This is a genomic window from Notoacmeibacter marinus (genome assembly GCF_002238045.1).
Taxonomy (GTDB): Bacteria; Pseudomonadota; Alphaproteobacteria; order Rhizobiales; family Rhizobiaceae; genus Notoacmeibacter; species Notoacmeibacter marinus.
In genome coordinates, this window is the sequence record NZ_NBYO01000001.1 from 1477338 (window position 1) to 1497979 (window position 20642).

General features: G+C 61.5%; 22 protein-coding genes, 1 tRNA gene and 1 pseudogene. 16 read left to right on the forward strand and 8 right to left on the reverse strand.

The features are described 5' to 3' along the window. Window positions 1-100: 100 nt before the first annotated feature. Window positions 101-1957 (reverse strand): hypothetical protein, encoded by a 1857-nt coding sequence (locus B7H23_RS07075; RefSeq protein WP_094076592.1) that lies wholly within the window; start codon window positions 1955-1957, stop codon window positions 101-103. Window positions 1958-2192: 235 nt separating this feature from the next. Between B7H23_RS07075 and B7H23_RS07080 the strand changes: the two genes are divergently transcribed. The 11 genes from B7H23_RS07080 (at window position 2193) to B7H23_RS07130 (ending at window position 11667) form a co-directional block, all read left to right on the forward strand. Further along, window positions 2193-2450, forward strand: coding sequence for a hypothetical protein (locus B7H23_RS07080; RefSeq protein ID WP_143534735.1), 258 nt, complete (start codon window positions 2193-2195; stop codon window positions 2448-2450). Then, window positions 2429-3337, forward strand: a complete 909-nt coding sequence (locus tag B7H23_RS07085; protein WP_094076594.1) for a class I SAM-dependent methyltransferase — start codon at window positions 2429-2431, stop codon at window positions 3335-3337. The genes B7H23_RS07080 and B7H23_RS07085 overlap by 22 nt, the downstream gene beginning before the upstream one ends. Before the next feature lie 40 nt (window positions 3338-3377). Continuing rightward, entirely contained in the window at window positions 3378-4325 is a 948-nt protein-coding gene (locus B7H23_RS07090; RefSeq protein WP_094076595.1) for a GDP-mannose 4,6-dehydratase, read from the forward strand. A gap of 28 nt (window positions 4326-4353) precedes the next feature. Beyond that, complete coding sequence (locus B7H23_RS07095; RefSeq protein WP_094076596.1) at window positions 4354-5508, forward strand: DegT/DnrJ/EryC1/StrS family aminotransferase; 1155 nt, start codon at window positions 4354-4356, stop codon at window positions 5506-5508. Window positions 5509-5666: 158 nt separating this feature from the next. Then, the gene (locus tag B7H23_RS07100) at window positions 5667-6635 is read left to right on the forward strand and encodes a class I SAM-dependent methyltransferase (RefSeq protein WP_158215789.1); all 969 of its coding nucleotides are present in this window, start codon (window positions 5667-5669) and stop codon (window positions 6633-6635) included. Window positions 6636-6651: 16 nt separating this feature from the next. Further along, window positions 6652-7485 (forward strand): phytanoyl-CoA dioxygenase family protein, encoded by an 834-nt coding sequence (locus tag B7H23_RS07105; protein ID WP_206608860.1) that lies wholly within the window; start codon window positions 6652-6654, stop codon window positions 7483-7485. Between the two features lie 4 nt (window positions 7486-7489). Beyond that, entirely contained in the window at window positions 7490-8230 is a 741-nt protein-coding gene (locus B7H23_RS07110) for a WbqC family protein (protein WP_094076598.1), read from the forward strand. A gap of 9 nt (window positions 8231-8239) precedes the next feature. After that, window positions 8240-9823, forward strand: a complete 1584-nt coding sequence (locus B7H23_RS07115) for a glycosyltransferase (RefSeq protein ID WP_094076599.1) — start codon at window positions 8240-8242, stop codon at window positions 9821-9823. Window position 9824: 1 nt separating this feature from the next. Continuing rightward, on the forward strand, window positions 9825-10490 hold the full coding sequence (locus B7H23_RS07120; RefSeq protein WP_094076600.1) for an acetyltransferase: 666 nt from the start codon (window positions 9825-9827) through the stop codon (window positions 10488-10490). Between the two features lie 3 nt (window positions 10491-10493). After that, window positions 10494-11408 carry a glycoside hydrolase family protein gene (locus tag B7H23_RS07125; RefSeq protein WP_143534736.1) on the forward strand — a complete coding sequence of 305 codons (915 nt, stop codon included), beginning with the start codon at window positions 10494-10496 and terminating at the stop codon, window positions 11406-11408. Between the two features lie 106 nt (window positions 11409-11514). Next, window positions 11515-11667 carry a LuxR C-terminal-related transcriptional regulator gene (locus tag B7H23_RS07130; RefSeq protein WP_094076602.1) on the forward strand — a complete coding sequence of 51 codons (153 nt, stop codon included), beginning with the start codon at window positions 11515-11517 and terminating at the stop codon, window positions 11665-11667. A gap of 136 nt (window positions 11668-11803) precedes the next feature. Here the strand turns inward: B7H23_RS07130 and B7H23_RS07135 are convergent, their stop codons facing one another. Both B7H23_RS07135 and B7H23_RS07140 read right to left on the reverse strand, forming a co-directional pair. Continuing rightward, a complete protein-coding gene (locus B7H23_RS07135; RefSeq protein WP_094076603.1) occupies window positions 11804-12163 on the reverse strand; it encodes a hypothetical protein in 360 nt (119 codons plus the stop codon). 124 nt (window positions 12164-12287) lie between these two features. Beyond that, window positions 12288-12364 (reverse strand) — tRNA-Arg (locus B7H23_RS07140). Between the two features lie 190 nt (window positions 12365-12554). On the opposite strand from B7H23_RS07140, the pseudogene B7H23_RS07145 reads away from it, so the two are divergent. The 3 genes and pseudogenes from B7H23_RS07145 to B7H23_RS07150 all read left to right on the forward strand — a co-directional run bounded on the left by B7H23_RS07145 (window position 12555) and on the right by B7H23_RS07150 (window position 14953). Continuing rightward, window positions 12555-13678, forward strand: a pseudogene (locus B7H23_RS07145) (D-alanyl-D-alanine carboxypeptidase family protein). Next, window positions 13635-13859, forward strand: a complete 225-nt coding sequence (locus B7H23_RS16335; RefSeq protein ID WP_420814466.1) for a hypothetical protein — start codon at window positions 13635-13637, stop codon at window positions 13857-13859. The pseudogene B7H23_RS07145 and the gene B7H23_RS16335 overlap by 44 nt, the downstream one beginning before the upstream one ends. Next, window positions 13856-14953 (forward strand): CobW family GTP-binding protein, encoded by a 1098-nt coding sequence (locus B7H23_RS07150; RefSeq protein WP_094076605.1) that lies wholly within the window; start codon window positions 13856-13858, stop codon window positions 14951-14953. Before B7H23_RS16335 ends, B7H23_RS07150 begins: the two co-directional genes overlap by 4 nt. Before the next feature lie 21 nt (window positions 14954-14974). Here B7H23_RS07150 and B7H23_RS07155 read toward each other — a convergent pair whose 3' ends face one another. The 5 genes from B7H23_RS07155 to B7H23_RS07175 all read right to left on the reverse strand — a co-directional run bounded on the left by B7H23_RS07155 (window position 14975) and on the right by B7H23_RS07175 (window position 18793). Beyond that, window positions 14975-15211 (reverse strand): sulfurtransferase TusA family protein, encoded by a 237-nt coding sequence (locus B7H23_RS07155; RefSeq protein WP_094076606.1) that lies wholly within the window; start codon window positions 15209-15211, stop codon window positions 14975-14977. Window positions 15212-15237: 26 nt separating this feature from the next. Further along, window positions 15238-16413 carry a L,D-transpeptidase family protein gene (locus B7H23_RS07160; protein WP_094076607.1) on the reverse strand — a complete coding sequence of 392 codons (1176 nt, stop codon included), beginning with the start codon at window positions 16411-16413 and terminating at the stop codon, window positions 15238-15240. 174 nt (window positions 16414-16587) lie between these two features. After that, window positions 16588-17538, reverse strand: coding sequence for an acetyl-CoA carboxylase carboxyltransferase subunit alpha (locus B7H23_RS07165; RefSeq protein WP_094076608.1), 951 nt, complete (start codon window positions 17536-17538; stop codon window positions 16588-16590). 86 nt (window positions 17539-17624) lie between these two features. Next, window positions 17625-18551: a site-specific tyrosine recombinase XerD gene (locus tag B7H23_RS07170; protein WP_094076609.1), complete on the reverse strand. Its 927-nt coding sequence runs from the start codon at window positions 18549-18551 to the stop codon at window positions 17625-17627. Next, the gene (locus B7H23_RS07175) at window positions 18548-18793 is read right to left on the reverse strand and encodes a hypothetical protein (protein WP_094076610.1); all 246 of its coding nucleotides are present in this window, start codon (window positions 18791-18793) and stop codon (window positions 18548-18550) included. The genes B7H23_RS07170 and B7H23_RS07175 overlap by 4 nt, the downstream gene beginning before the upstream one ends. Window positions 18794-18904: 111 nt before the next feature. Here B7H23_RS07175 and B7H23_RS07180 point away from each other — a divergent pair, with 111 nt between their 5' ends. Both B7H23_RS07180 and aroB read left to right on the forward strand, forming a co-directional pair. Then, complete coding sequence (locus B7H23_RS07180; RefSeq protein WP_094076938.1) at window positions 18905-19531, forward strand: shikimate kinase; 627 nt, start codon at window positions 18905-18907, stop codon at window positions 19529-19531. Then, window positions 19518-20639 (forward strand): 3-dehydroquinate synthase, encoded by a 1122-nt coding sequence (gene aroB, locus B7H23_RS07185; protein WP_094076611.1) that lies wholly within the window; start codon window positions 19518-19520, stop codon window positions 20637-20639. The genes B7H23_RS07180 and aroB overlap by 14 nt, the downstream gene beginning before the upstream one ends. Window positions 20640-20642: the final 3 nt, after the last annotated feature.

The following is a 20642-nucleotide window of genomic DNA, read 5'->3' on the forward strand; positions in this document are numbered from 1 at the left end:
TATCGAACCCCCGATATGTCTCCGGCCCACGAGGCGGGCTTTGGCCAAAACATCGCTTTACGACGCTGCCCTGACACGCCCCCGCTGCTCGGACCGAAAATTATTGCACTGGACGATATACTGTAATTCGACGATCAACATATGCGACAGGGACGGACGGTCCCACGGCACGATAGTCCTCCGGGAATTGCAGCCCAATCGGTTTCAGACTTGCGTTGAGCACTTCGGTGGAGAGGCCGTTTCGCGCTCCTTCAGGGCCTGGCATATACACGGCGATCCACATGGTGCGCAGATCGTCCTCGGTCAGTCGTGACAGCGCCCAGGTCAGAAAGTCGTTACTCCCATCATAGCCGGATAGAATCCAGGGCATGGACGGCACCCGGAAATCACCCATCCAGTTCAAGCCCGGAGCGCGGCCCGACAGGTCCAGCAGAACAGGGCGACCGTCCTGCCGTGCTTCTTTCCATTGCCGCGTCTCGCGCAATGCCGCCATCGCGCGATAGGTCTCGGCGATGGGCGGTGTGACACGCCAGACTTCGCCGCCGGCCTGGACGCGTTCTGTCGCTGCTGAGAGGGGCTCAAGCATTCGGTAGGGTTTGGAAGCTGCCAGATCGAGCGCGCTGAATGTAAGGCCCGCGCCGAGAAGCACCGTTATAGCCATCGCCGTATGGCGGCCGCGCTCCAAAGCCAAGGCCACGAGGAAAAGCGCCGCAATGGATGCTCCCGTGAAGATTGTCGCATGCGAAATGATTCTGCTGGCCGTGCCCAGACTCAACCCATACGGTGCACAACCGAAGAGCGTCGCAAAGAGCGCCAAACGCAGATCGCGGCCCGGCGCGAGCCAGACGAGTAGAGATGCGCCCAAGCCAAAAACCCATACGCGCTGGGCCATATTGTCGAAGTCGTTCACGTACTCCACCACGAGTGCGCATGTCCCGAGAAGTGCCAGCACCGTCAGGATCATCGGCATCCAACGCTGTCGGTCGTAGAGCCGGGTCTGCGCGAGGCCAAGACACAAAAGTGGCAACATGAGCATCAGCGGTTCGCCGAAGAGATATTCGGCAAACTGGGCAAGCGTGTCGAAAAGCTCTACTATGAGCTTTCCCAGGCTCACGTCGTGACTGGCGAGGATCGCCGCCGTCTCGAACCCGGTCGTCAAACGTTCCCACAAGATGGACAGCGGGAGCGTTGCGGCGGAGAGCAGCAGTGCAGAGACGAGCCCACCCATGATGACGCAGGATGCGACGAGGACGAGCGCTCCGAACACCCGGCCTGCCGGGAGCCGCGCTTGCCACAGCGCGGCGAGGGCGAAGAGCGGCAGAGCCATTACGACGAAGGCGACGCCGGAGCTGATCTTCAGAAACAGCAAACAGAAGAGTGCCGCACCCAGAGCAAGTCCGCCGCCGATCGCGGCAGTGACCCTACCGCTTGTTGCCGCGCTCCACAGTGCCCAGAGCGCAGCCGAGGCGATGAAGACGACCGGGAGGACGAGCCCGTTGTAATTCGGGTCCATCAGAAGCCATTTGTAGTAGGCCGAGTTCCCGGCCATGGCTGCAAGAAGCCCGGCAAGCAGAAGCGGCCACGGTTCTCCCTGCCGTCGTGCCCCAAGAATGGCGGGCACCAGTAAAGCGAGCGGGGCCGCGAAGATGAAGATGAGCGTGGCAAGCCGGATGGTTTGCAACGAGGCGTCCCCTGCGAAGGCGGCGACCAACGGACCGAAACCCGTCAGATTGCTGGCGATCTCGGCGTATTCCGTGTGCATGAGGACGTAGAAGGCACTGTCGGACAGCTCTGGTCCGAGGTCGATCGCGCCCCAAAGGAAGAACAGGGCCCATCCCAGCGCACCTGCCGCCAGAGCCAACGAGAGCCAGGGGACGAGATCGGCAAGAACACCCATCGCCCGCGTTGCGACCCTGATGGAGGCCGCCTTTGCTGGCAAAGTGCTGGGCGCGGTCATCGTATGATCTCCATTCTGCCCCGTGGAGTGGACGGATTGCGGCTTTGGATTCGGCAGCGTGTGGTGTATGTGCCAAACGATCTGCGTTGTCCATGAGAGGTGTCCCACCACAATGTTCAGCTATGCGACGTCCTTGGTTTTGCTGGCCTTGAGCATAATGTCGGTGGCGTCGTCTCAGTTGATCCTGAAATGGCGATTGGGCGATCTGACCGGTGAAGGCGACGGACGTTTGCCGTTGAGCCGATTTATCTGGGCCGCGGTCTCGGATGTCTGGGTCTGGGCCGGCGGTGCTTTGATCATCGTCAGCGCTGCCATGTGGTATGCTGCACTGACGCGGCTTCCCTTGTCCTTCATGATGCCCGCCGCCGCCCTTATCGCGCCCATCACCGTGATTTTCGCATATTTCCTTCTTCGCGAGCCGGTCTCACTCGGTCAGGCTTCGGCGATCCTGGTCATCACGGCAGGTGTCGCATGGCTGAGCTACCAGCAGTAGGACAGGGCATGGACAGGCTGCTCGATCGTCTCGATTCTTTTACAGAACGGCTGGACCGGGCAGCACTGGTGGATGCCGTTCTCCGTTATCGGGATATGCCCCGTGACCGGGCGACGCTGATGATTGAGACGTATCTGGGCGAGATGCCGACAGGCGCACGGATCGTGGCGCCGCATCTACAGCCCGGCCAACGCATCCTGGAGGTCGGCTCCGGCATCGGCGTGCTGAGTGCATTCCTGTTGAGCGAAGGTTTCGAAGTTCTCGGGATCGAACCGGGCCAGGACGGCGGTTTCAGCTTCATGACTGCGCTCTGCCAAGCGGTGCTCGATCAGATCCCGGCGGATTTTCGCCCGGATATCCTGCCCATCGGAGCCGAGGCGCTGACACCGGCGGAGCATGGGACCTTCGATTTGATCTTCTCGGCCAATGTGCTGGAGCATATCATGGCGCTCGACGCGGCGATTCCAGCCATGCGCGATGTGCTGAAACCCGACGGACTGATGCGGCACCTGTGTCCGAACTACCGCTTTCCCTACGAGCCGCATCTTGGCGTACCCCTGCTTCCTTTCGCGCCTCAGGCGACGCGTCACCTCATGCCCGGCAAGGTTGCCGCGAACCATGAAATCTGGTCGGGCGTGAATTTCATTACCGCTCACCGCATTGCACGTCTGGCGCGCGCGAACGGACTGTCCATCGCCTTCGATGATAGCGTGATGGGTGCCTATATGCGCCGGCTCAACGACGATCCCATTTTCGCCAGGCGCCATGGCGGCCTGCTGGGCGCCGTGGCGCGACGACCGCGCCTTGTGGAAGGGCTGGCGCGCCTGCTGGACGCGGTGCCTTCGGGATGGGCCAGCCCAATGACGCTGACATTGCGTCACAGCTGAGCCCGTTTGTCATTGAACGAAATACTTGTATGGACACTCCATGAACAAATCTTTCGAAATTATTCTTGTCACCGGCGGGTTAGGCTTCATCGGCAAGCATTTCGTGCGACGCTGCCTGGATAACGGTTGCTTTGTGCGCAACATCGATAAGGTGAGCTACGCGGCAGACCTTAAATCGATGGTCGAATTCGACGCCCACCCGCATTACCGGCTCCTGCAGATGGATGTCGCGGAGTGTGACTTCCTGCCGGAATGCGACGTCATCGTAAACTTTGCCGCCGAAAGCCATGTCGACAACGCCATTACGTCCAACAAGCAGTTCTGCCAGTCGAATTTCATGGGCGTCCAGAACATGCTTGAGCGGGTGCGTGCCAAGCAGGCGCGTGAACGCCCTCTGTTCATTCAGATCTCCACCGACGAGGTCTATGGCGACATCTCCAACGGAAAGCATTCCGAAGCCGATCTTTTGAAACCCTCGAACCCCTATTCGGCGACGAAGGCCTCGGCGGACATGCTTGTCACCAGCTGGGGCCGGACCTACGGGATCGACTGGAACATCATGCGTCCGACCAACAATTACGGTTGCCAGCAATATCCCGAGAAGCTTATCCCCAAGAGCGCCTGGCGGATGCGGCGCGGTCAGCCGGCGCTGATGCACGGGGATGGCAGTTATGTGCGTTCCTGGCTCCATGCAGAAGATACGGTCGATGCCATCCTGACGGTGATCGAGCGGGGGGAGCGCAACAGCATCTACAATATCGGCAGCGATACCGAATTGCGTAACATCGAAGTGCTTCGGGCGATCGCCGAGCATCTGAAGGTGCCCGAGGAAGATGCATGGATGGCGACCGGCAACCGAACGGGCCAGGATGTCCGCTACAGCCTCGACGACAGCAGGCTGCGAGAACTCGGCTGGGCGCCGAAGCGCCAATTTTTCGAGGAGTTGCCCGGCATTGTAGACAGCTTCGATTTCATGCGCTTCAGCTGAGTGAGCGGAGCCAAGCGAGAGCCATACGATGAAGGTGGATTTCTACAAACACGGATTGACCGAGACGGATGCGGCGGGGATCGCCGAGGTCCTCAAGACGCCCTTCCTGACGACCGGGCCCGTCGCGCATGGGGTCGAGGACCAGCTTCGGCGCTATTTCGACGTGCCCCACGCCGCGCTGGTCAACAGCTGGACGAACGGCGCAGTGGCGACGCTCCTTGCCATGGGCGTCGGACCTGGTGACGAAGTCCTTGTCCCGGCAGAGACATTCGTCGCATCTGCCAATGTCGTCGAATTGATCGGTGGGACAGCGCGGCTCGTGGATGTGGATCCCGATACGCTCCTCCTTACACCCGAAACTGCCGCTGCTGCCGTGACCGAGCGGACGAAAGCCGTCATGCCGGTCCACCTCTATGGCCGGATGGTGGATATCGCTGCGCTCCGTGATGCGATCGAAGCTGCCGCAGCGCCCGGCCAACGCATATACATCCTGGAGGATTGCGCCCACTGCTTTGAAGGAAAACTGGACGGGGACCGTCCGGGGGCTCATTCCGATGCGGCGATCTTTTCATTCTACGCGACGAAGAACGTCACATGCGGCGAGGGCGGCGCGGTGATCCTGCGGGATGATGCCCTGCATGGGAGCCTGTTGGAGACCCGCCTTCACGGCATGTCCGCGACCGCGATCGATCGCTTCAAAGGCGGTAAGTATAATCACTGGGGCATGGAGCAATTGGGCGTGAAGGCGAACCTGCCCGATCTGCTGGCGGCGCTTCTGCCGAGGCAAATCGAGACGATCGACGAGCTGCTTTCCCAACGTCATGCCCTCGCCGGTCGCTACCGCGCCGCGTTCGACGGCACGGGACTTCGGATGCCGGCCATCGTCGAGGGCGCGACGGATGCCGCGCACCTCTTCACCATCGGGGTGAATGAGCGTGACCGGGTCATCGCCATTCTCAACAACGCGGGAATCTCGGTGACGGTGAATTTCAGGGCGCTTCCCGACCTCGGTTATTACGCCAAGAAATACCCCGAGAGCCTGGCCGCCTGTCCGGCCGCCGTCGCCTGGGGACGCCAGACGATCAGCCTGCCGTTTTATCCGGGTATGCCGCAGGCGCATCAGGATCACGTTATCGAGACCGTTCTGCAGATTGCGGCATCGCCAGAGTTCCAGCTGCTATGACTTGCGTGGCCTGTGGGACGGCGACATTGGATCTGCCGGTGCCTCACCCCACACAATCTATGCTCAGCGATGGGCGAATCTCGCAGCGCGTGCTGGCAAAATCGCGTTGTCCGGCCTGCGGCCTCATCCAGCATTCGGAATTGCCGGACATAGCCACCGTGCGGAGCTTCTACGGGGCGGAATATAACCTGGCCGTGGAGACTGCGCCATCCGACGTGTCCCGGTCGTCTGCCTATGCTGATCTTCTGCTGGCGCGCCTGGATGCCGTACCTCTGCGCGTTATGGAAATCGGGTGCGGGTCAGGCCATACGCTGCGCGCCCTGGCCGCGACCTGGCAGAACACCGCCTTCGTGGGCTATGAGGCTGCGCCCCAAGTTGCGGCTTCGGCCAAAGGTGCAGACCCGCGCGTGACGATACGGAACGGCTTTGTCGAAGATCTGCTTCTGCCCGAGGCCGGAGCCGGATTCGACATGGTCTTTTCGATCAACGTCTTCGAACATGCCGCCGATCCGGTTGCCTTCCTCGCGGCTAAGGCTGCGCAGCTCACGATGGGCGGCGCGATCGTGATCATCTGTCCAAAGTCGGTTCCACCCAACATGGAGCTGGTTTTCCAGGATCACATTTACAGCTTCACACCGGAAGCTGTCGCCGCATTGGCCGAACGGGCTGGGCTCGTTTTGATAGAACATGATCCGGCTCCGGCTGGACTGGGCGATTTCCAACTCTTCGTCTTTTCCCGCGACGGTCAGAGCGCCGAGACCGCTTCTGCCGCCTCGCATGACGATTTTGCGACATACATGGCTGGTTGGTCGCGGCTCGACGCGGTGCTGTCAGAAGCCCTGAACGACATCACCGGCCATGCTTTCGTTTTTGGCGCGGGAGAAATGGCAGGGCTCCTTCGGGCCTATGCGCCCGCGACCTGGGGAGCGGTGGAAGCGTGCGTCGTGGACGACCTTGCCGGCGCGCGTGCGCTGGGAGTGCCGGTAAAAAAGCTGGAAGAGGTTCAGCCGGGCAATTGCGACGCCGTCATCGTCGCCACGCATCCCCGCACCCAGAAGGCCATTGCGCGGCGGTTCGGTGCATCGGAGGCGACCATCCTTACCTTCGACGAGCTGATCGCCCGATAAGACAGGAGACCGTTCCATGGAAATGGCAGTCAAGAATTACGGCGTGAAGCATCGAACTCCGCCAGGCGATGTCGTGGATCGCGCCCTGGAGCAACTGAAGCTCGTCGGATACGCAGTGGTCGACTCAGGGTACGATGCCGAAGAGCAAGCCGAAATCGCCGCCGCATTCGATCGCGCTCACGCGGCGCAGGCGGAAAGATACGGCGCCGATGCACTGCGCGAGATCGACGAGCACAATACCGTGCGGATGCCCATGCTCTATGAGGCGATCTTCGGAAAGCTGGCGCAGAACCCGCGGGTCCTGGCGATCACCGAGCACCTGATTGGCGGCTCATATAGCACCGGGACTTTCATCCTCAATCAGCAGAACGGGATCGTCAATCCGGCCGGGAAGGACTACAATCAGGCAGCCTATCACCGCGACCTGCCGTATCAGCACTTCACCAGCTCGCGTCCTCTCGCGCTGAACGCACTTTACTGTGTCGATCCCTTCACAAGCGAAAATGGCGCGACACTCGTCGTTCCAGGTACGCACAAAAGTGAACCGTTTCCGTCCGATGACACGGTGCGCGCCCTGGAGCGGCAGATCACGGCATCGGCAGGCAGTTTCCTCGTTCTCGACTGCATGGTCTATCATTCCGGGGCTCCCAACCGAAGCACCGCCGATCGCCGCGCTGTCAATCACGTCTACACGATCCCGATGATCCGTCAGCAGATCGACATGCCGGCGATCCTGGGCCATCGGGACGACCTGTCGGACGACGCGCGAAAGCTTTTCGGTTACGGCGCGCAGCACATCACGTCGCTCGACGCCTACTACGCCTCACGGCGTTCTCGATTGGAAGGCTAGGGATATGACAAGCCAGAAGACGGTCGTCATCCTCCAGTCGAACTACATCCCCTGGAAGGGCTATTTCGATCTGATGAATGCCGCGGATGTGTTCGTGCTCTTCGATGAAGTGCAGTTCTCCCGCCGTGACTGGCGCAACCGCAACAAGATCATCATCCAGGGACAGCCACGCTGGCTGACCATACCGGTGCAATCGAAGGGCAAGTATGCCGCCCCGGTCTCGGAAATCGAAGTCACCGATGGCAGCTGGGCCCAGAAGCACTGGACCTCCATCGAGCTCGCCTACGGCAAATCACCGTTCTTCCGGGACTACGCCCCTGGCCTCGAAACCACTTATGGAGAGGCCGCCAAGGAAACGCACCTGAGTTCGATCAACCGACTTTTCCTTGACCATCTGGCGACGGCCCTGGGCATAAACGTCACCTTCGGGCGGTCCGATTCCGTCCCGCGACAAAGCGATGATCCGGCCGAACGCCTGATCGAAATTTGCCGGGGGTACGGCGCGACGCGCTATCTTTCCGGGCCGGCGGCCAAGAGTTACATTGATCCCCAGCTATTCGTCGATGCCGGGATAGACCTCCGCTATGCCGATTATTCCGGCTATCCGACCTATGCGCAGCAAAGCGAGGATTTCGAGCACGGGGTGAGTATCATCGACATGTTGATGACCTTGGGGCCCGACACGGCCAGCCACCTGAAGTCGCAGATCCCCGGCGGCTTGTTCGAAACGCCAGAAAAGCGCTAAAGGGCCTTCATGCGCATTTCCCTCGTTACCCCGCTCTACCGAAGCGCATCCAGCCTGCGTGAGTTGTGCGACAGGGCTGATGCGACGATGAGAGCGCTGACGCCCGATTACGAGATCGTACTGGTCAATGATGGTTGTCCTGACAATAGCCTGACGGTCGCACGCGAGATTGCAACGGAAAATCCCCATGTCCGGGTCATCGATCTGTCACGAAATTACGGCCAGCACCCAGCGCTGATGACAGGGCTGGAGGCCGCGACCGGCGATTACATCTTCATTTGTGACAGCGATTTGGAAGAAGAACCGGAATGGATCGCGACCTTCTTTTCGCGACTTGTGGAAGAAGACGATTGCGACGTCGTCTATGGCATCCAGCAGGCGCGCAAAGGCAACATGTTCTATCGTGGCGCCAGGCGCCTGTTCTACCGAACATTGAGCTGGACGTCCGGCATCGATTTTCCCGCCAACATCATCACTGCCCGCCTGATGACCCGTCGCTACGTCGATGCGGTCCTTCAGTTCAGGGAACGAGAGCTTTTCGCCGCAGGCATCTGGCACATGGCGGGCTTTCGCCAGATTCCTTACGCCGTGGACAAACCACCACGCGATGACACCACCTACACATTCCGAAAGCTCGTGGGCATCTTCGTCAACGCGGTAACGGCCTTCTCCGTGCGGCCGCTTCAGGCGATCTCCATTGCAGGCGTTGTGCTCTCGCTTTCCGCAATCATTTTTATCATCTATCTGATATTCCAGCGGTTTTTCGGAGTAGTGCTGGAAGGTTGGACGTCCGTTATCGCAGCGATTCTTCTTGTTGGCGGGGTGACGCTTTTCTTCAACGGCGTCATCGCAATCTATCTTGCGAAAGTGTTTCTCGAGGTGAAGCGACGCCCGCTGACGATTGTGCGAGAGGTCATCAATCCCGAGCTTCCGCCCGCAATGATCGAAGGCGGCAATTATCGCAGCATCGTTTCCCATTACGAGGCATGTCTCGAGGATTACGGAGTGGGTCCCAAGGCGGTGGACTGGAAGGACGAGCATGCCGCCACGACGCGCTACGACGTCATGCTCGACCTACTGCCTAAAACAAAAGAGCCCGTGACACTTCTCGATTTCGGATGCGGGCTCGGCGGCCTGAAGAAGCATATCGACGCGCGGGGCCTCGACCATATCCAATATGAAGGCCTCGACCTTTCGCCAGCCTATGTTGAGGCCGCACGGAATGCCCTGCCCGGAACGACGATTCACTGTCTCAATGTTCTGGAAACGCCGGAGGCGCTGGGCAGCTACGATTACATCGTGATGAACGGGATCTTCACGCGGCGCCAGGACCTGACCGAAGCGGAGATGTTTTCCTATCTGGAACGACTTGGCGGGGCTGTCTTTGCCAGGGCCAAACGGGGGCTGGCCTTCAACGTCATGTCCATGCATGTCGACTGGAAGAACGAGAAGCTGTTTCACCCAGAAACTGCCGCACTCGCGCAGGTCGTATGCCGCGCATTCTCCCGGCACATAGTTCTGCGGGAGGATTATGGGCTCTATGAATGCACGTGCTACGCCTACAAGGCGGCCACATCCAGGAAAGACGTCTGAAATGCCCAAGCCTATCGTAATCTTCGGGACGGGAGAACTGGCAGAGGTCGCGGCGTTCTATTTCGAGGCCGACGCAGGCCGGGAGATTGCGGCCTTCACCATCGACGGAGACCGGATCGGGTCGAATCGTTTCGCCGGAAAAGCCGTGCTGCCCTTCGAAGATATCGTGACAAGTCATGGACCCGGCGACCACGATCTCTTCGTGGCGGTCGGCTATTCGGGGCTGAACGACCTGCGGGCGGCGAAATGCGCCGAGGCGGAAGGCAAGGGTTACACTCTGCCGAGCTACGTTTCGTCCAGGGCGACAACATTCTCGGATTTCGCCTGTGGGTCCAACTGTTTCATCCTCGAAGACAACACCATCCAACCATTCGTGCGCATCGGACGCGGTGTGACGCTATGGAGCGGCAACCATATCGGGCATCACAGCAGCATCGGAGATTTCGCCTTTATCAGCAGCCATGTCGTGATCTCCGGCGGCGTCAGTGTCGGCGCCCATAGCTTCATAGGGGTCAACGCGACCACCAACGACCACATCGCAATCGGAGCGCGCTGCGTCATCGGTTCGGGTACGACGGTCGCAAAGTCCATTCCTGACGAGACGGTCATCACGTCGGAGCCGGGCAAGATCGCCAAGATCCCGAGTTCCCGCCTCCGGGGTTTTTGACGGGTGGAGTTCAGGCGACTCAAGCGGGTCTTCGGTGCGGAGGACGGCCCTGACTGGATGGTCAGCCATGCCGCCTATCCAACCCCAGTTTGGCTGTCGGACGATCATCTGAGAGTCTTCATCGTCGCACGCGACAGCGACAATCGGGGTTCTGTCGGGTGGGTGGATCTGGACCCTCAGGATCCCACTCAGGTCGTTGCCGTTTCGGAAACGCCGGCTCTGCGGCCCGGTCCCACCGGAACGTTCTACGACCGTGGAATATCGATCGGCTCGATCCATCGGCGGCCGGACGGCGCGCTCTGGATGTATTTCCTTGGATGGAACAAGTCGGCCGACGTTCCCTTCCGCAACTCCATCGGCCTTGCCATAGACAGATCGGGGCGCGGTGACAGGTTCGAGCCTGCCTTCGAGGGTCCGCTCATCGACCGCAGCCGCCACGATCCATTCACGCTGAGCTATCCTTACACCAGTCCGCCACAGGCGACCGGTTGCCGGTGGCACATGCTCTACGGAACCAGTCGCGGAGGCGGTCTCGACGAGCGACAGATGCAACATGCGTTGTCCGAAGCCTGGTCGTCTGACGGGATCGACTGGTCACCGACAGGGCGTGATGTGATTCCCCTGGAGGAAGGCGAATACGGGTTGTCTCGACCCTGGATTTTCGATGCGCTGGGCGCACGGCAGGTCGTCTTCGCCATACGCCGCGCACAATACACGATAGGCTGGTCGAGCTGGGATCCGGATGCCGGTATCTGGCATCGCCAATCGCGGGACCTTCTGGGCCCTGGTGCCAAATGGGACGGTGAGGCCACCTGTTACCCGGCCGTGACCCACCTGGTTGGAAGGATTCTGTTGTTCTATAATGGCAATGGTTATGGGCGGACGGGCTTCGGTGTTGCCGAATGGACCGGACGATAGATGCATCTCTGATGTAACCGCTGTCCCGCGGCGATGATTTCGGTTCTCTTTTTGATTTGTGGTGTGAGGGTTTGCGGTCGGCCTCGCCGCACGTGCCCGGCGGGAGATGGAAACGCTGCGCTGGGTGGCCAGCGGTCTGCGAACCAAGGCGATCGCGCTGAAGATGCGCATCAGCGCGGCGACCGTGGAATTTCGCGGACGCAACGCCCGCAGGAAGCCCGGCGCCAAAACCTGCGAGCGGCTGTCGCCATCGCCCTGACGCGCGGCCTGATTGCGGTGTTAGGGCCGAAGTACTAGTATGGACTGATGTGTCCAGAACGGACACTTGAAAAATGGCGATCCCGACAGAATTCAAACCTGTCCCGCAGATTCAAATCCTGCCATTCCGACCATTTTCAACAGCGACAATTCAGCTCATACTCAGGCTCAGGTTCGCAGAAAAGCTCTTGCCGGGGAAATTCGATCTTGCCGCCAGGAAAAGTTGCGAAGAAGCCGCCATTCGCCCAGCACCACTCGCCATAACCAAATGCCTTCACATGGGCATCGCATGATCGGCCCAAGGCAAGCGTCTCGCGCTCAGACTTGATCTGTGTACCAGCGCCGTGCCCGATGAATCGGCCGACCGGATTGACAGACTTCAAGCTATAACCATTGGCATTGCAGGTCAGCCTATATTCATGCCCCTCTCCAGACATGTAGGCCGACGCTGGAGCCGCGAGGGCTATCAGAAAAATTCCTGCAAGTCCCAGCTTCATGCGCCTCTCCATGTTGCGTGGAACAGCCGAGCATAGCTGTATCTCGTTGTATTTCAATGGTTGCCAGTGCAACATGATCCAACATGAAATCAGCCAGATTGAAAACGTAAGCTTTTAAAATAGTTGGCGATCCCGACAGGATTCGAACCTGTGACCCTCAGATTAGGAATCTGATGCTCTATCCTGCTGAGCTACGGGACCGCGCGCTTTCCGCTTAGCAGAAGCGGCCGGGTCTTTCCAAGATGCAAAGAAGGGCGATATATCCCTGCGCTCTGGACCGGCGCGGCCGGAACGGCAATATTTGCGCTTCACGTCCGGGACCGTCCCATTGCCGCCGCAACTGGTTGTCAAAGCCGGCCGGATCAACGCTCAACGCCGTTCAGGACCAAAGATGCGCCACCGCTCCTTCCTCGCCAGCCTTCTCGTGCTCTGCCTGTCCATCGGAGCGGCGGGAGCCAATCCGCATATCGTAGTCGACGTCGAAACGGGCAAGGTATTGGCGCACGAACGGGCCTTCGACCGCTGGTATCCGGCCTCGATCACCAAGATCATGACGGCCTATCTGGCGTTCGAGGCCGTGCAGTCTGGCGATCTTTCCATGCGCTCGCCCGTCAGGATCACCAAGCGCGCCGCCGCCGAACCGCCGAGCAAGATGGGCTATCCGGTCGGCACCGAACTGACGCTGGAGAACGCAATCAAGATCATGCTCGTCAAAAGCGCCAACGATGTCACCATGGCCGTCGGCGAGGCGATCGGCGGCACGAGCGACAAATTCCTCGCCATGATGAACGAGCGGGCCGCCGCGCTTGGCATGACGGATACGAATTTTGTCAATCCGCATGGTCTCCCAGGTGCCGGTCAATATACCACGGCGCGAGATTTCGGCCTTCTGTCGGCGCTGGTGCGACGGCAATATCCCGAATATGCCGGCGTCTTCTCCATCGAGGCGCTGAAGCTGCCGGGCCGAAAGGCCCCCGTCACCAACACCAATATCCTCATCGGGCGGATGGCCGGCGCGGACGGCATGAAGACCGGCTATATCTGCGCGTCGGGCTTCAATCTGGTGGCCTCGGCCACACGCAACGGACGCACAGTCGTAGCCGTGGTGCTGGGCGCGCTCGACCAGCAGGAGCGCGCCGAGAAGGCGGCCGATCTTCTGGCGGCGGGCTTCGCCACCGATCCGGCAACCGTTTCGGACACGGTCCTGACCCTGCCGCGCTATGGCAATGGCGGCACCGAAGTGGCCGATATTCGCAGCGACATCTGCACCGGCGAAGCACAGCTCAACCGCTATGACGGCCGCGATGTCGACGGCAAGCTGATCTACCGCTCATCCAATATCGAGCCGATGCGGCGCGCGCCGGTCGCGGTCGCCGTTTCGCTGGGCGGGGCGGACGGCCCGCCCGCGCGCAATACGGGCATGGTGGACATTCCGATTCCGGCCAAGCGTCCCGCCGGTCTGCGCGATCTGGTGCTGGAAAGGCCGCCGGTCGATCCGGCGGGCCTGGTCGTTGAGGGCGAGGCCGAACCGACCGCCTCGGTTGCCGAAACCGGAGAAGCTGTCGCAGCCGATCAGGCAGAGGACACAATGGCCTCATCGCCAGGCGGGGAAGACGGCAAGGCGCAGTCGGCAGCCGTCGAGCCGGCCATTATCGCCATTCCCGTGCCACAGAGCCGACCGGAGCAGGTGCAGTGAGCGCAGGGACCGGCGGCCTGCCCGTCACCTTGCTGACGGGGTTTCTCGGCGCCGGCAAGACGACGTTCCTCAACCGTCTGCTCGCCGATCCGGCCCTCGGCGAAACGGGCGTGATCGTCAACGAATTCGGCGACGTTCCTCTCGACGGCACATTGATCGAAACCGCTACGGGCGGAGCCGTTCTGGAAATGGCGGGCGGCTGCCTTTGTTGCATGGATGGCGGTGTCCTCGACGAGACTTTGGCCGATCTTACCGAAGCGGCAAAGAAGCGCGGCAGGCCGCTATCGCGGATCGTTATCGAAACATCCGGGATGGCCGATCCCATGCCGATTCTCGGCGAAATCGGCGCGTCCGGGCGGGTCCGGCTGAATGGCGTCCTGACGGTCGTCGACTGTCTGCACGGCAAGACCACACTGGCCGATTTCGATGAGGCGCGACGACAGGTCGCCGCTGCCGACCGCATCGTCCTTTCCAAGGCCGAATTGGCCGATGCCGACAGTGTTTCGCGATTGCGCCGAGCCCTTGGCGACCTGGCGCCGCGGACGGAAATTTTGGATACAGGTGAAGAGCCCACGATGCTGCTTGGCGATCTCTCCTCCTTTTCTGGCGAGAGTGAGGTGTCGGATAGCGTGCCGCATGCGAGCCCCACCGACGGCGATCGCATCCATCATGCGCCGGCGGAGCACGCCCACCACCGGCACCACCATCATCATCATGGTACGGCCTACGCCACCACGGTGGTGCGGGCAGACCGGCCGCTCGCGCCGAGGGCGTTGAGCGGGTTTGTCGAAGTGCTGGTGGGCACACTTGGCAGTCGGTTGCTGCGGGTCAAAGGGCTGGCCCGGCTCAAGGGAGAAACAAGACCGTTCGTGGTGCAGGCGGTGCAGGGCATGGTTCATCCGCCCTATGCGTTGGATCGATGGCCGGACGATGCGCCTGAAGAGACGGCGCTCGTCGTCATCACCCATGGTCATCGCGATGGTGAAGTCGAGGCTTTGTTTGGCGCTTTCACAGGGGAGGTCGCGACGGATCGGCCCGATGCAGCCGCACTGTCCGACAATCCGCTTGCGATTCCAGGTTTCTCGTCGTTCTGAGCCTCAATCGCCTCAATCGCCTCAATCGCCTCGGGCGATGAGAAAGCGATGGCCCATCGACAGGCCTTCGCTTTTCAGAAGGACATGGCCATCCTCCTGGCAGAACGCCGGAATGTCGATCACCGCAAGCGGGTCCGATGTCAGGACGGCCAGTTGCTGGCCCGGCCGCATGTCGCGCAGGCGACGCCGTGTCTTCAGAACCGGCATCGGGCAGGAAAGGCCCCGCAGATCGTAGAATTCGGCGTTGTCGGCTTCCATTGGGCCAGCGGCTGATGCGCCGGCTGTCACCTTGCGAACCGCTGCTCGATCTCCGCTTCACCGCCGGAAGCCGGGATCGACGCCGTCGGGAGCGCATCGGCCTGCCCAGCCGCCGAAGGCTGCGAGGTGGCGGCGACGCTGGCTGCGATCATCGCGGCGGCGCGAGAGCGAGCAGCTTCGGCGCGGCGCTTTTCCTCGGCTGCCCGCTGCGGCGTCAGCGGCCTGTTGCCGCCCAGAGAAGGCGGCTGGCGCGAAGTCCGTTCACCGCGTACGCGCTTCTTCATCCATGCCGAAACGAGACGCGCTTCCTCGATTCCGTTGATCGAATGCCTCGGTGGCGCGACCTTGCCGCTCGCCGCGCGCTCCAGCGCCTTGGCGAAGACGCCCATATTGTCGACGGTCTTCTTGGCGAAGGCGAGCGACAGGGCAGCCGGCTGGTCCATGGGCGGGCAGTTGCCGCTATGGGCGGCGATGCCGTCGCGCTGGCGGCCGAACATATAACGTCCGTTGCAAACGCCAACAGCCGGCGGCTGGCCGGTCAGTTCGAAGAAGTCCGAACCGTCTTTCAGCTGTCGCCAGAAATCCATGTTCGGATCGCCGGCATAGCGGGCCATGTTGGCTTCGGTCATCTTGAACGGAAAGGCCTGGATCTGGAATTCGCGCTGGCCGCCCCGGAAGGCGTCGCGCGCAAAGGCGTAGATCTCGCCGACATATTCGTCGGTCATGGCATAGCAGCCGGACGACGAGCAGTCGCCATGGACCATCAGATGCTGGCCGGTGCGGCCATGGGCGCGGTCGAACGCGTTGGGAAAGCCGATATTGAAGGCGAGGTAATATTTGCTCGCCGGGTTCATCTGGTGCGGCCGCACCGTATAGAACCCTTCCGGCGCCTGACGGTCGCCCTCGACATATTTCGGACCGAGCTTTCCGGAATATTTGCAGATCGGATAGCTCTGGATGAAGGCGTAGCGGCCATCGGTCTTCTGTTTCCAGATTTCCAGCGTGCTCTCTTCCTTGTAGAGACGCACGAGAATGGGCGACGTCTCGCTCATGCCCATTGCCTTCATCTTGCGAACGAGCTTCTTGGGCAGGGGCTTTTCAGCCTTGGCGACCTTGTCGAGCGTATCGGTGCAGGCGGTCAGCGCGAGCGGTGCGGCCAGCGCAAGAAGAAAAGCGAGCGCACGAAGCGTGGCTTTTAACATGATCGATCCCAACCCCATCGTCCCCGAACATCCAGCCTAATGCCGGCGGGAGGTCACCATACCACCGCTGCCTTGCGGCAGGGTTAAGGCCGGCATTAACCAGACCCTCCCGAACCTTGGCGGATATGCTGCAAAGGTTCGGCCATTTTATGACCGTCCATCGCACCGAAGGCGTCAGATATTACGTCCGATGGCGAGGAACTTCTCGCGGCGCTCCTGCTTGAGGTCACGGCCTTCGCCCGAAAGTTCGCGCAAGGCCGCGTCTATCTGGTCGCCGGTCCGCGCAATGGTCTGGTCCGGATTGCGATGCGCGCCGCCGACCGGCTCAGGGATCACGCCGTCGATAACTTTCAGTTCGGAGAGGTCCTGCGCCGTGATCCGCATGCCGGTCGCCGCGTCCTTGGCACGCGCGCTGTCGTGCCAGAGGATCGAGGCCGCGCCTTCGGGAGAGATCACCGAATAGATGGCATGTTCGAGCATATAAACCCGGTTGGCGGTGGCCAACGCAATAGCGCCGCCCGATCCACCTTCGCCGATGACGATCGAAACCAGCGGCGTGGAGAGATTGAGGCAGGCCTGGGTGGAGCGGGCAATGGCTTCGGCCTGGCCGCGCTCCTCGGCGCCCATGCCGGGATAGGCGCCTGTCGTGTCGACAAAAGTGATGACCGGAATGGCGAATCGCTCGGCCAGTTCGATCAGCCGCACGGCCTTGCGATAACCTTCGGGCCGCGCCATGCCGAAATTGCGCTTCAGGCGCGATTCGGTGTCGTTGCCTTTCTCCTGGCCGAGAATGCAGACGCTCTGGCCGCGAAAACGGCCGAAGCCCGATATGACAGCCTCGTCCTCGGCAAATTTCCGATCACCGGCCAGCGGGGTGAAGTCGTCGATCAGACCTTTGACGAAATCGACGCAGTGCGGCCGGTCGGGATGGCGTGCAACCTGCGCCTTCTGCCAGGGCGTCAGCGATTTGTAGAGCTCGCGAAGCGCGTCCCGCGCGCGGGTCTCCAAGCCGGCAATCTCTTCCTTGACGTCGACCGAGCCCGTTTCGCCCATCGTCGTCTTCAGTTCGGTGATCCGGGTTTCCAGTTCGGCGACCGGTTTCTCGAAATCGAGATAGTTGTACATGCACGTCCTTCGGATCACGCGGCCGCGCCGCATCGTGAAAGTCGCAGCCGGCAAGAGGACCGGTTGCGGCGAAATCCTGATTTTCCTTACCGGCTCGTCTTTGGCCCCGCAAGCGGATGATGCTCCTGAACCAGCCGAACCAGCCGTTCTTCGAGAACATGGGTATAAATTTGCGTTGTGGAAATATCGGCATGCCCCAGCAATTGCTGGACGGATCGCAAATCCGCGCCGTTCTGCAGAAGGTGCGACGCAAATGCATGGCGCAGAACATGCGGCGACACCTTTTTCGGATCGAGTCCTGCCCGCGCCGCCAGCGCTTTCAGATCGCGGGCGAAGACCTGCCGCGGCAAGTAGCCCGCAGCAGCTTCACGCGATGGGAAGAGATAGCGGCTATCGGCATAGGCCGGTGCGCGGTCGCGCCGCTCGATCCACCGGTTCATGGCTTCGCGCGCCGGTGGCGACAGCGGCACAAGCCGCTCCTTGTCGCCCTTGCCGGTGACGACGAAATAGCGCGTGTCGCGCCGGGCGACCGAAGCGGGCAGAGAGACCAGTTCGGAGACGCGCAGGCCCGTGGCGTAGAGCACTTCCAGCAACGCCGCCATTCGAAGGGGGGCCAGTTTCTCACCAGCCATGCGCGCCTCTTCCTCCGCCAGATCGAGCAGCCTTGTCACATCATCCTCGCTGAGGATTTTCGGTAGCGGCGCCTTTTTCTTCGGATTGTCGAGCGTCGTGGTCGGGTCGTCGGAACGCAGGCCCTCCGCATAGAGAAACTGGAAGAACTGGCGTAGAGCCGCCAGTCGCCTAGCCTGCGAGGACGCCGCATAGCCTCTGGCGGGCAGGCCGGAAATGTAACCGCGTAGCGCCTTTTCGCCGGCCTCCGCCAGCGGCGCGTCGCAATGTTCGGACAGATCGCGCAGATCGCGCTCATAGGCCGCGAGCGTGTTGGCGGCGGCGCCCCGTTCCGCCGACAGCATCTCCAGAAAGCTTTCGATCAGATAGCCGTCCGCATTCATTGCGTGCCGTCTTGCCGGTCGGCTTCTTCCTCCGCCGACGCCTCCGCACCCTGTTGCGGCGTGATATTCGGGCGGGCGGCGCGTTCACGGCGCTCGGCGCGCTCCAGCAGGTTCTCGATCGGCAGTTCGATGCGTTCCTCGACCCGGGTGGGCTGCACGAAATTGGCAAGGAGAAAGGCGGCCGCATAGATGGCCGCGGCGCAGACAATGAGGATCGTGACGAAACGTGTGAGGGTGGGCATGACCCTATCTTTCCGTGTCATACCGAAGGGTTTGCCCCTTATGCGCGTCAGCCGGCGGTCGCGCAAGCCGGGACGCTTGACGCCCTGCCGCTTTTGATGTGCAAGGCAGCCATGACGACGCAATCGCAACCCAATGAAGCATCGCCGGCCGCGCAAGCGGAGGCGGCCCGGCAGGCCATCTTAAAGGGTCTGGATGGCCGTCACATCGTGTTGGTCGGGCTGATGGGCGCCGGCAAGACGGCGATGGGCCGCGTTATCGCAAGCCGCCTCGGGCTGCCGTTCGTCGACAGCGATGACGAGATCGAGACGGCCAGCACAATGGCCATTGCCGATCTTTTCGAATCCTATGGCGAAAGCGAGTTCCGCGATCTGGAGCGGCGCGTGATCGCTCGTTTGCTGGGAGAACAGCAGCGCGTCGTCTCCCTTGGTGGGGGCGCGTTCATCAACGATGAAACACGAGCGGCGATCGGCGCCGGGGGCTTTTCGATCTGGATCGATGCCGATCTGGACCTTCTTTTCGCGCGGGTCAGCCGCAAGCCGGGGCGACCTCTTCTTCAGAATCCCGATCCGCGCGGCACGCTCGCCCGGCTGATGGATGAGCGCTATCCCATCTATGCGCAGGCCAATCTGCGCGTGTGCAGCGAGGATTTGCCGCGTGACGCCATGGCGGCCAAGATGATTGAGGCCATGGCCGGGCATTTCAGTGAAACGAAAGAATCCACACATGAACCCGAATGAGGGCGATGTGAGACGGCTTCGGGTGGAGCTCGGTCCACAATCCTACGATATTCTGATCGGTCCGGACCTTCTGAAACGCGCCGGCGCGGAAATCGCGGCGCGGCTACCTGGCGTGCGCTGCGCCATTCTGACCGACGAGAACGTCGCGGCGCGGCATCTTTCCACGCTGACCGACGCGCTCACCGAAGCGGACCTTTCCTTCGAAACCAAGGTGCTGCCAGCGGGCGAAAAGACCAAAAGCGCCGAGTACCTGCTCGGCGCCGTCGATTTCGTGCTCGGCACACGGATGGAGCGCGGCGATGTCGTGATCGCCCTGGGTGGCGGCGTGATCGGCGATCTGTCCGGCTTCGTCGCCGGGATCGTTCGGCGCGGCATGAAGTTCGTCCAGGTGCCGACCAGCCTTCTGGCGCAGGTCGACAGTTCGGTCGGCGGCAAGACCGGCATCAATTCCACCCATGGCAAGAACCTCATCGGCGTCTTTCATCAGCCTTCGCTCGTTCTTTCGGATACCAACGTTCTGAACACCCTGTCCGAACGCGAATTTCGCGCCGGCTATGCCGAAGTCGTGAAATACGGGTTGATCGACCGGCCCGACTTCTTCGAATGGCTGGAAGAGAACTGGCAGGCGGTCTTCGCCGGCGGGCCGGAACGGGGCGAGGCCATCGCGGTATCGTGCCAGTGCAAGGCCGATGTCGTAGCTCGCGACGAGCACGAGGATGGCGACCGTGCTCTTCTCAATCTCGGTCACACATTCGGCCACGCATTGGAAGGGGCGACCGGCTATGACAGCCGCCGTCTCGTTCACGGCGAAGGGGTGGCGATCGGCATGGCGTTGGCGCACCGCTTTTCCGTGCGCCTCAACCGCTGCTCGGCGGACGATGCCGAACGGGTCGAGGCGCATCTGGTGGCGACCGGTCTGCCGACCCGCCTTTCGGACGTGCCGGGCGACATGCCTCCTGCCGAGGCGCTTCTGGACTATATTGCCCAGGACAAGAAGGTGCACCGGGGCGCGCTCACCTTCATCCTGACCGAAGGGATCGGCCGTTCCTTCATTGCCAGGGACGTTCCGTCCTCCGAGGTTCTGGCTTTTCTTAGGGAGTGCACATAACAC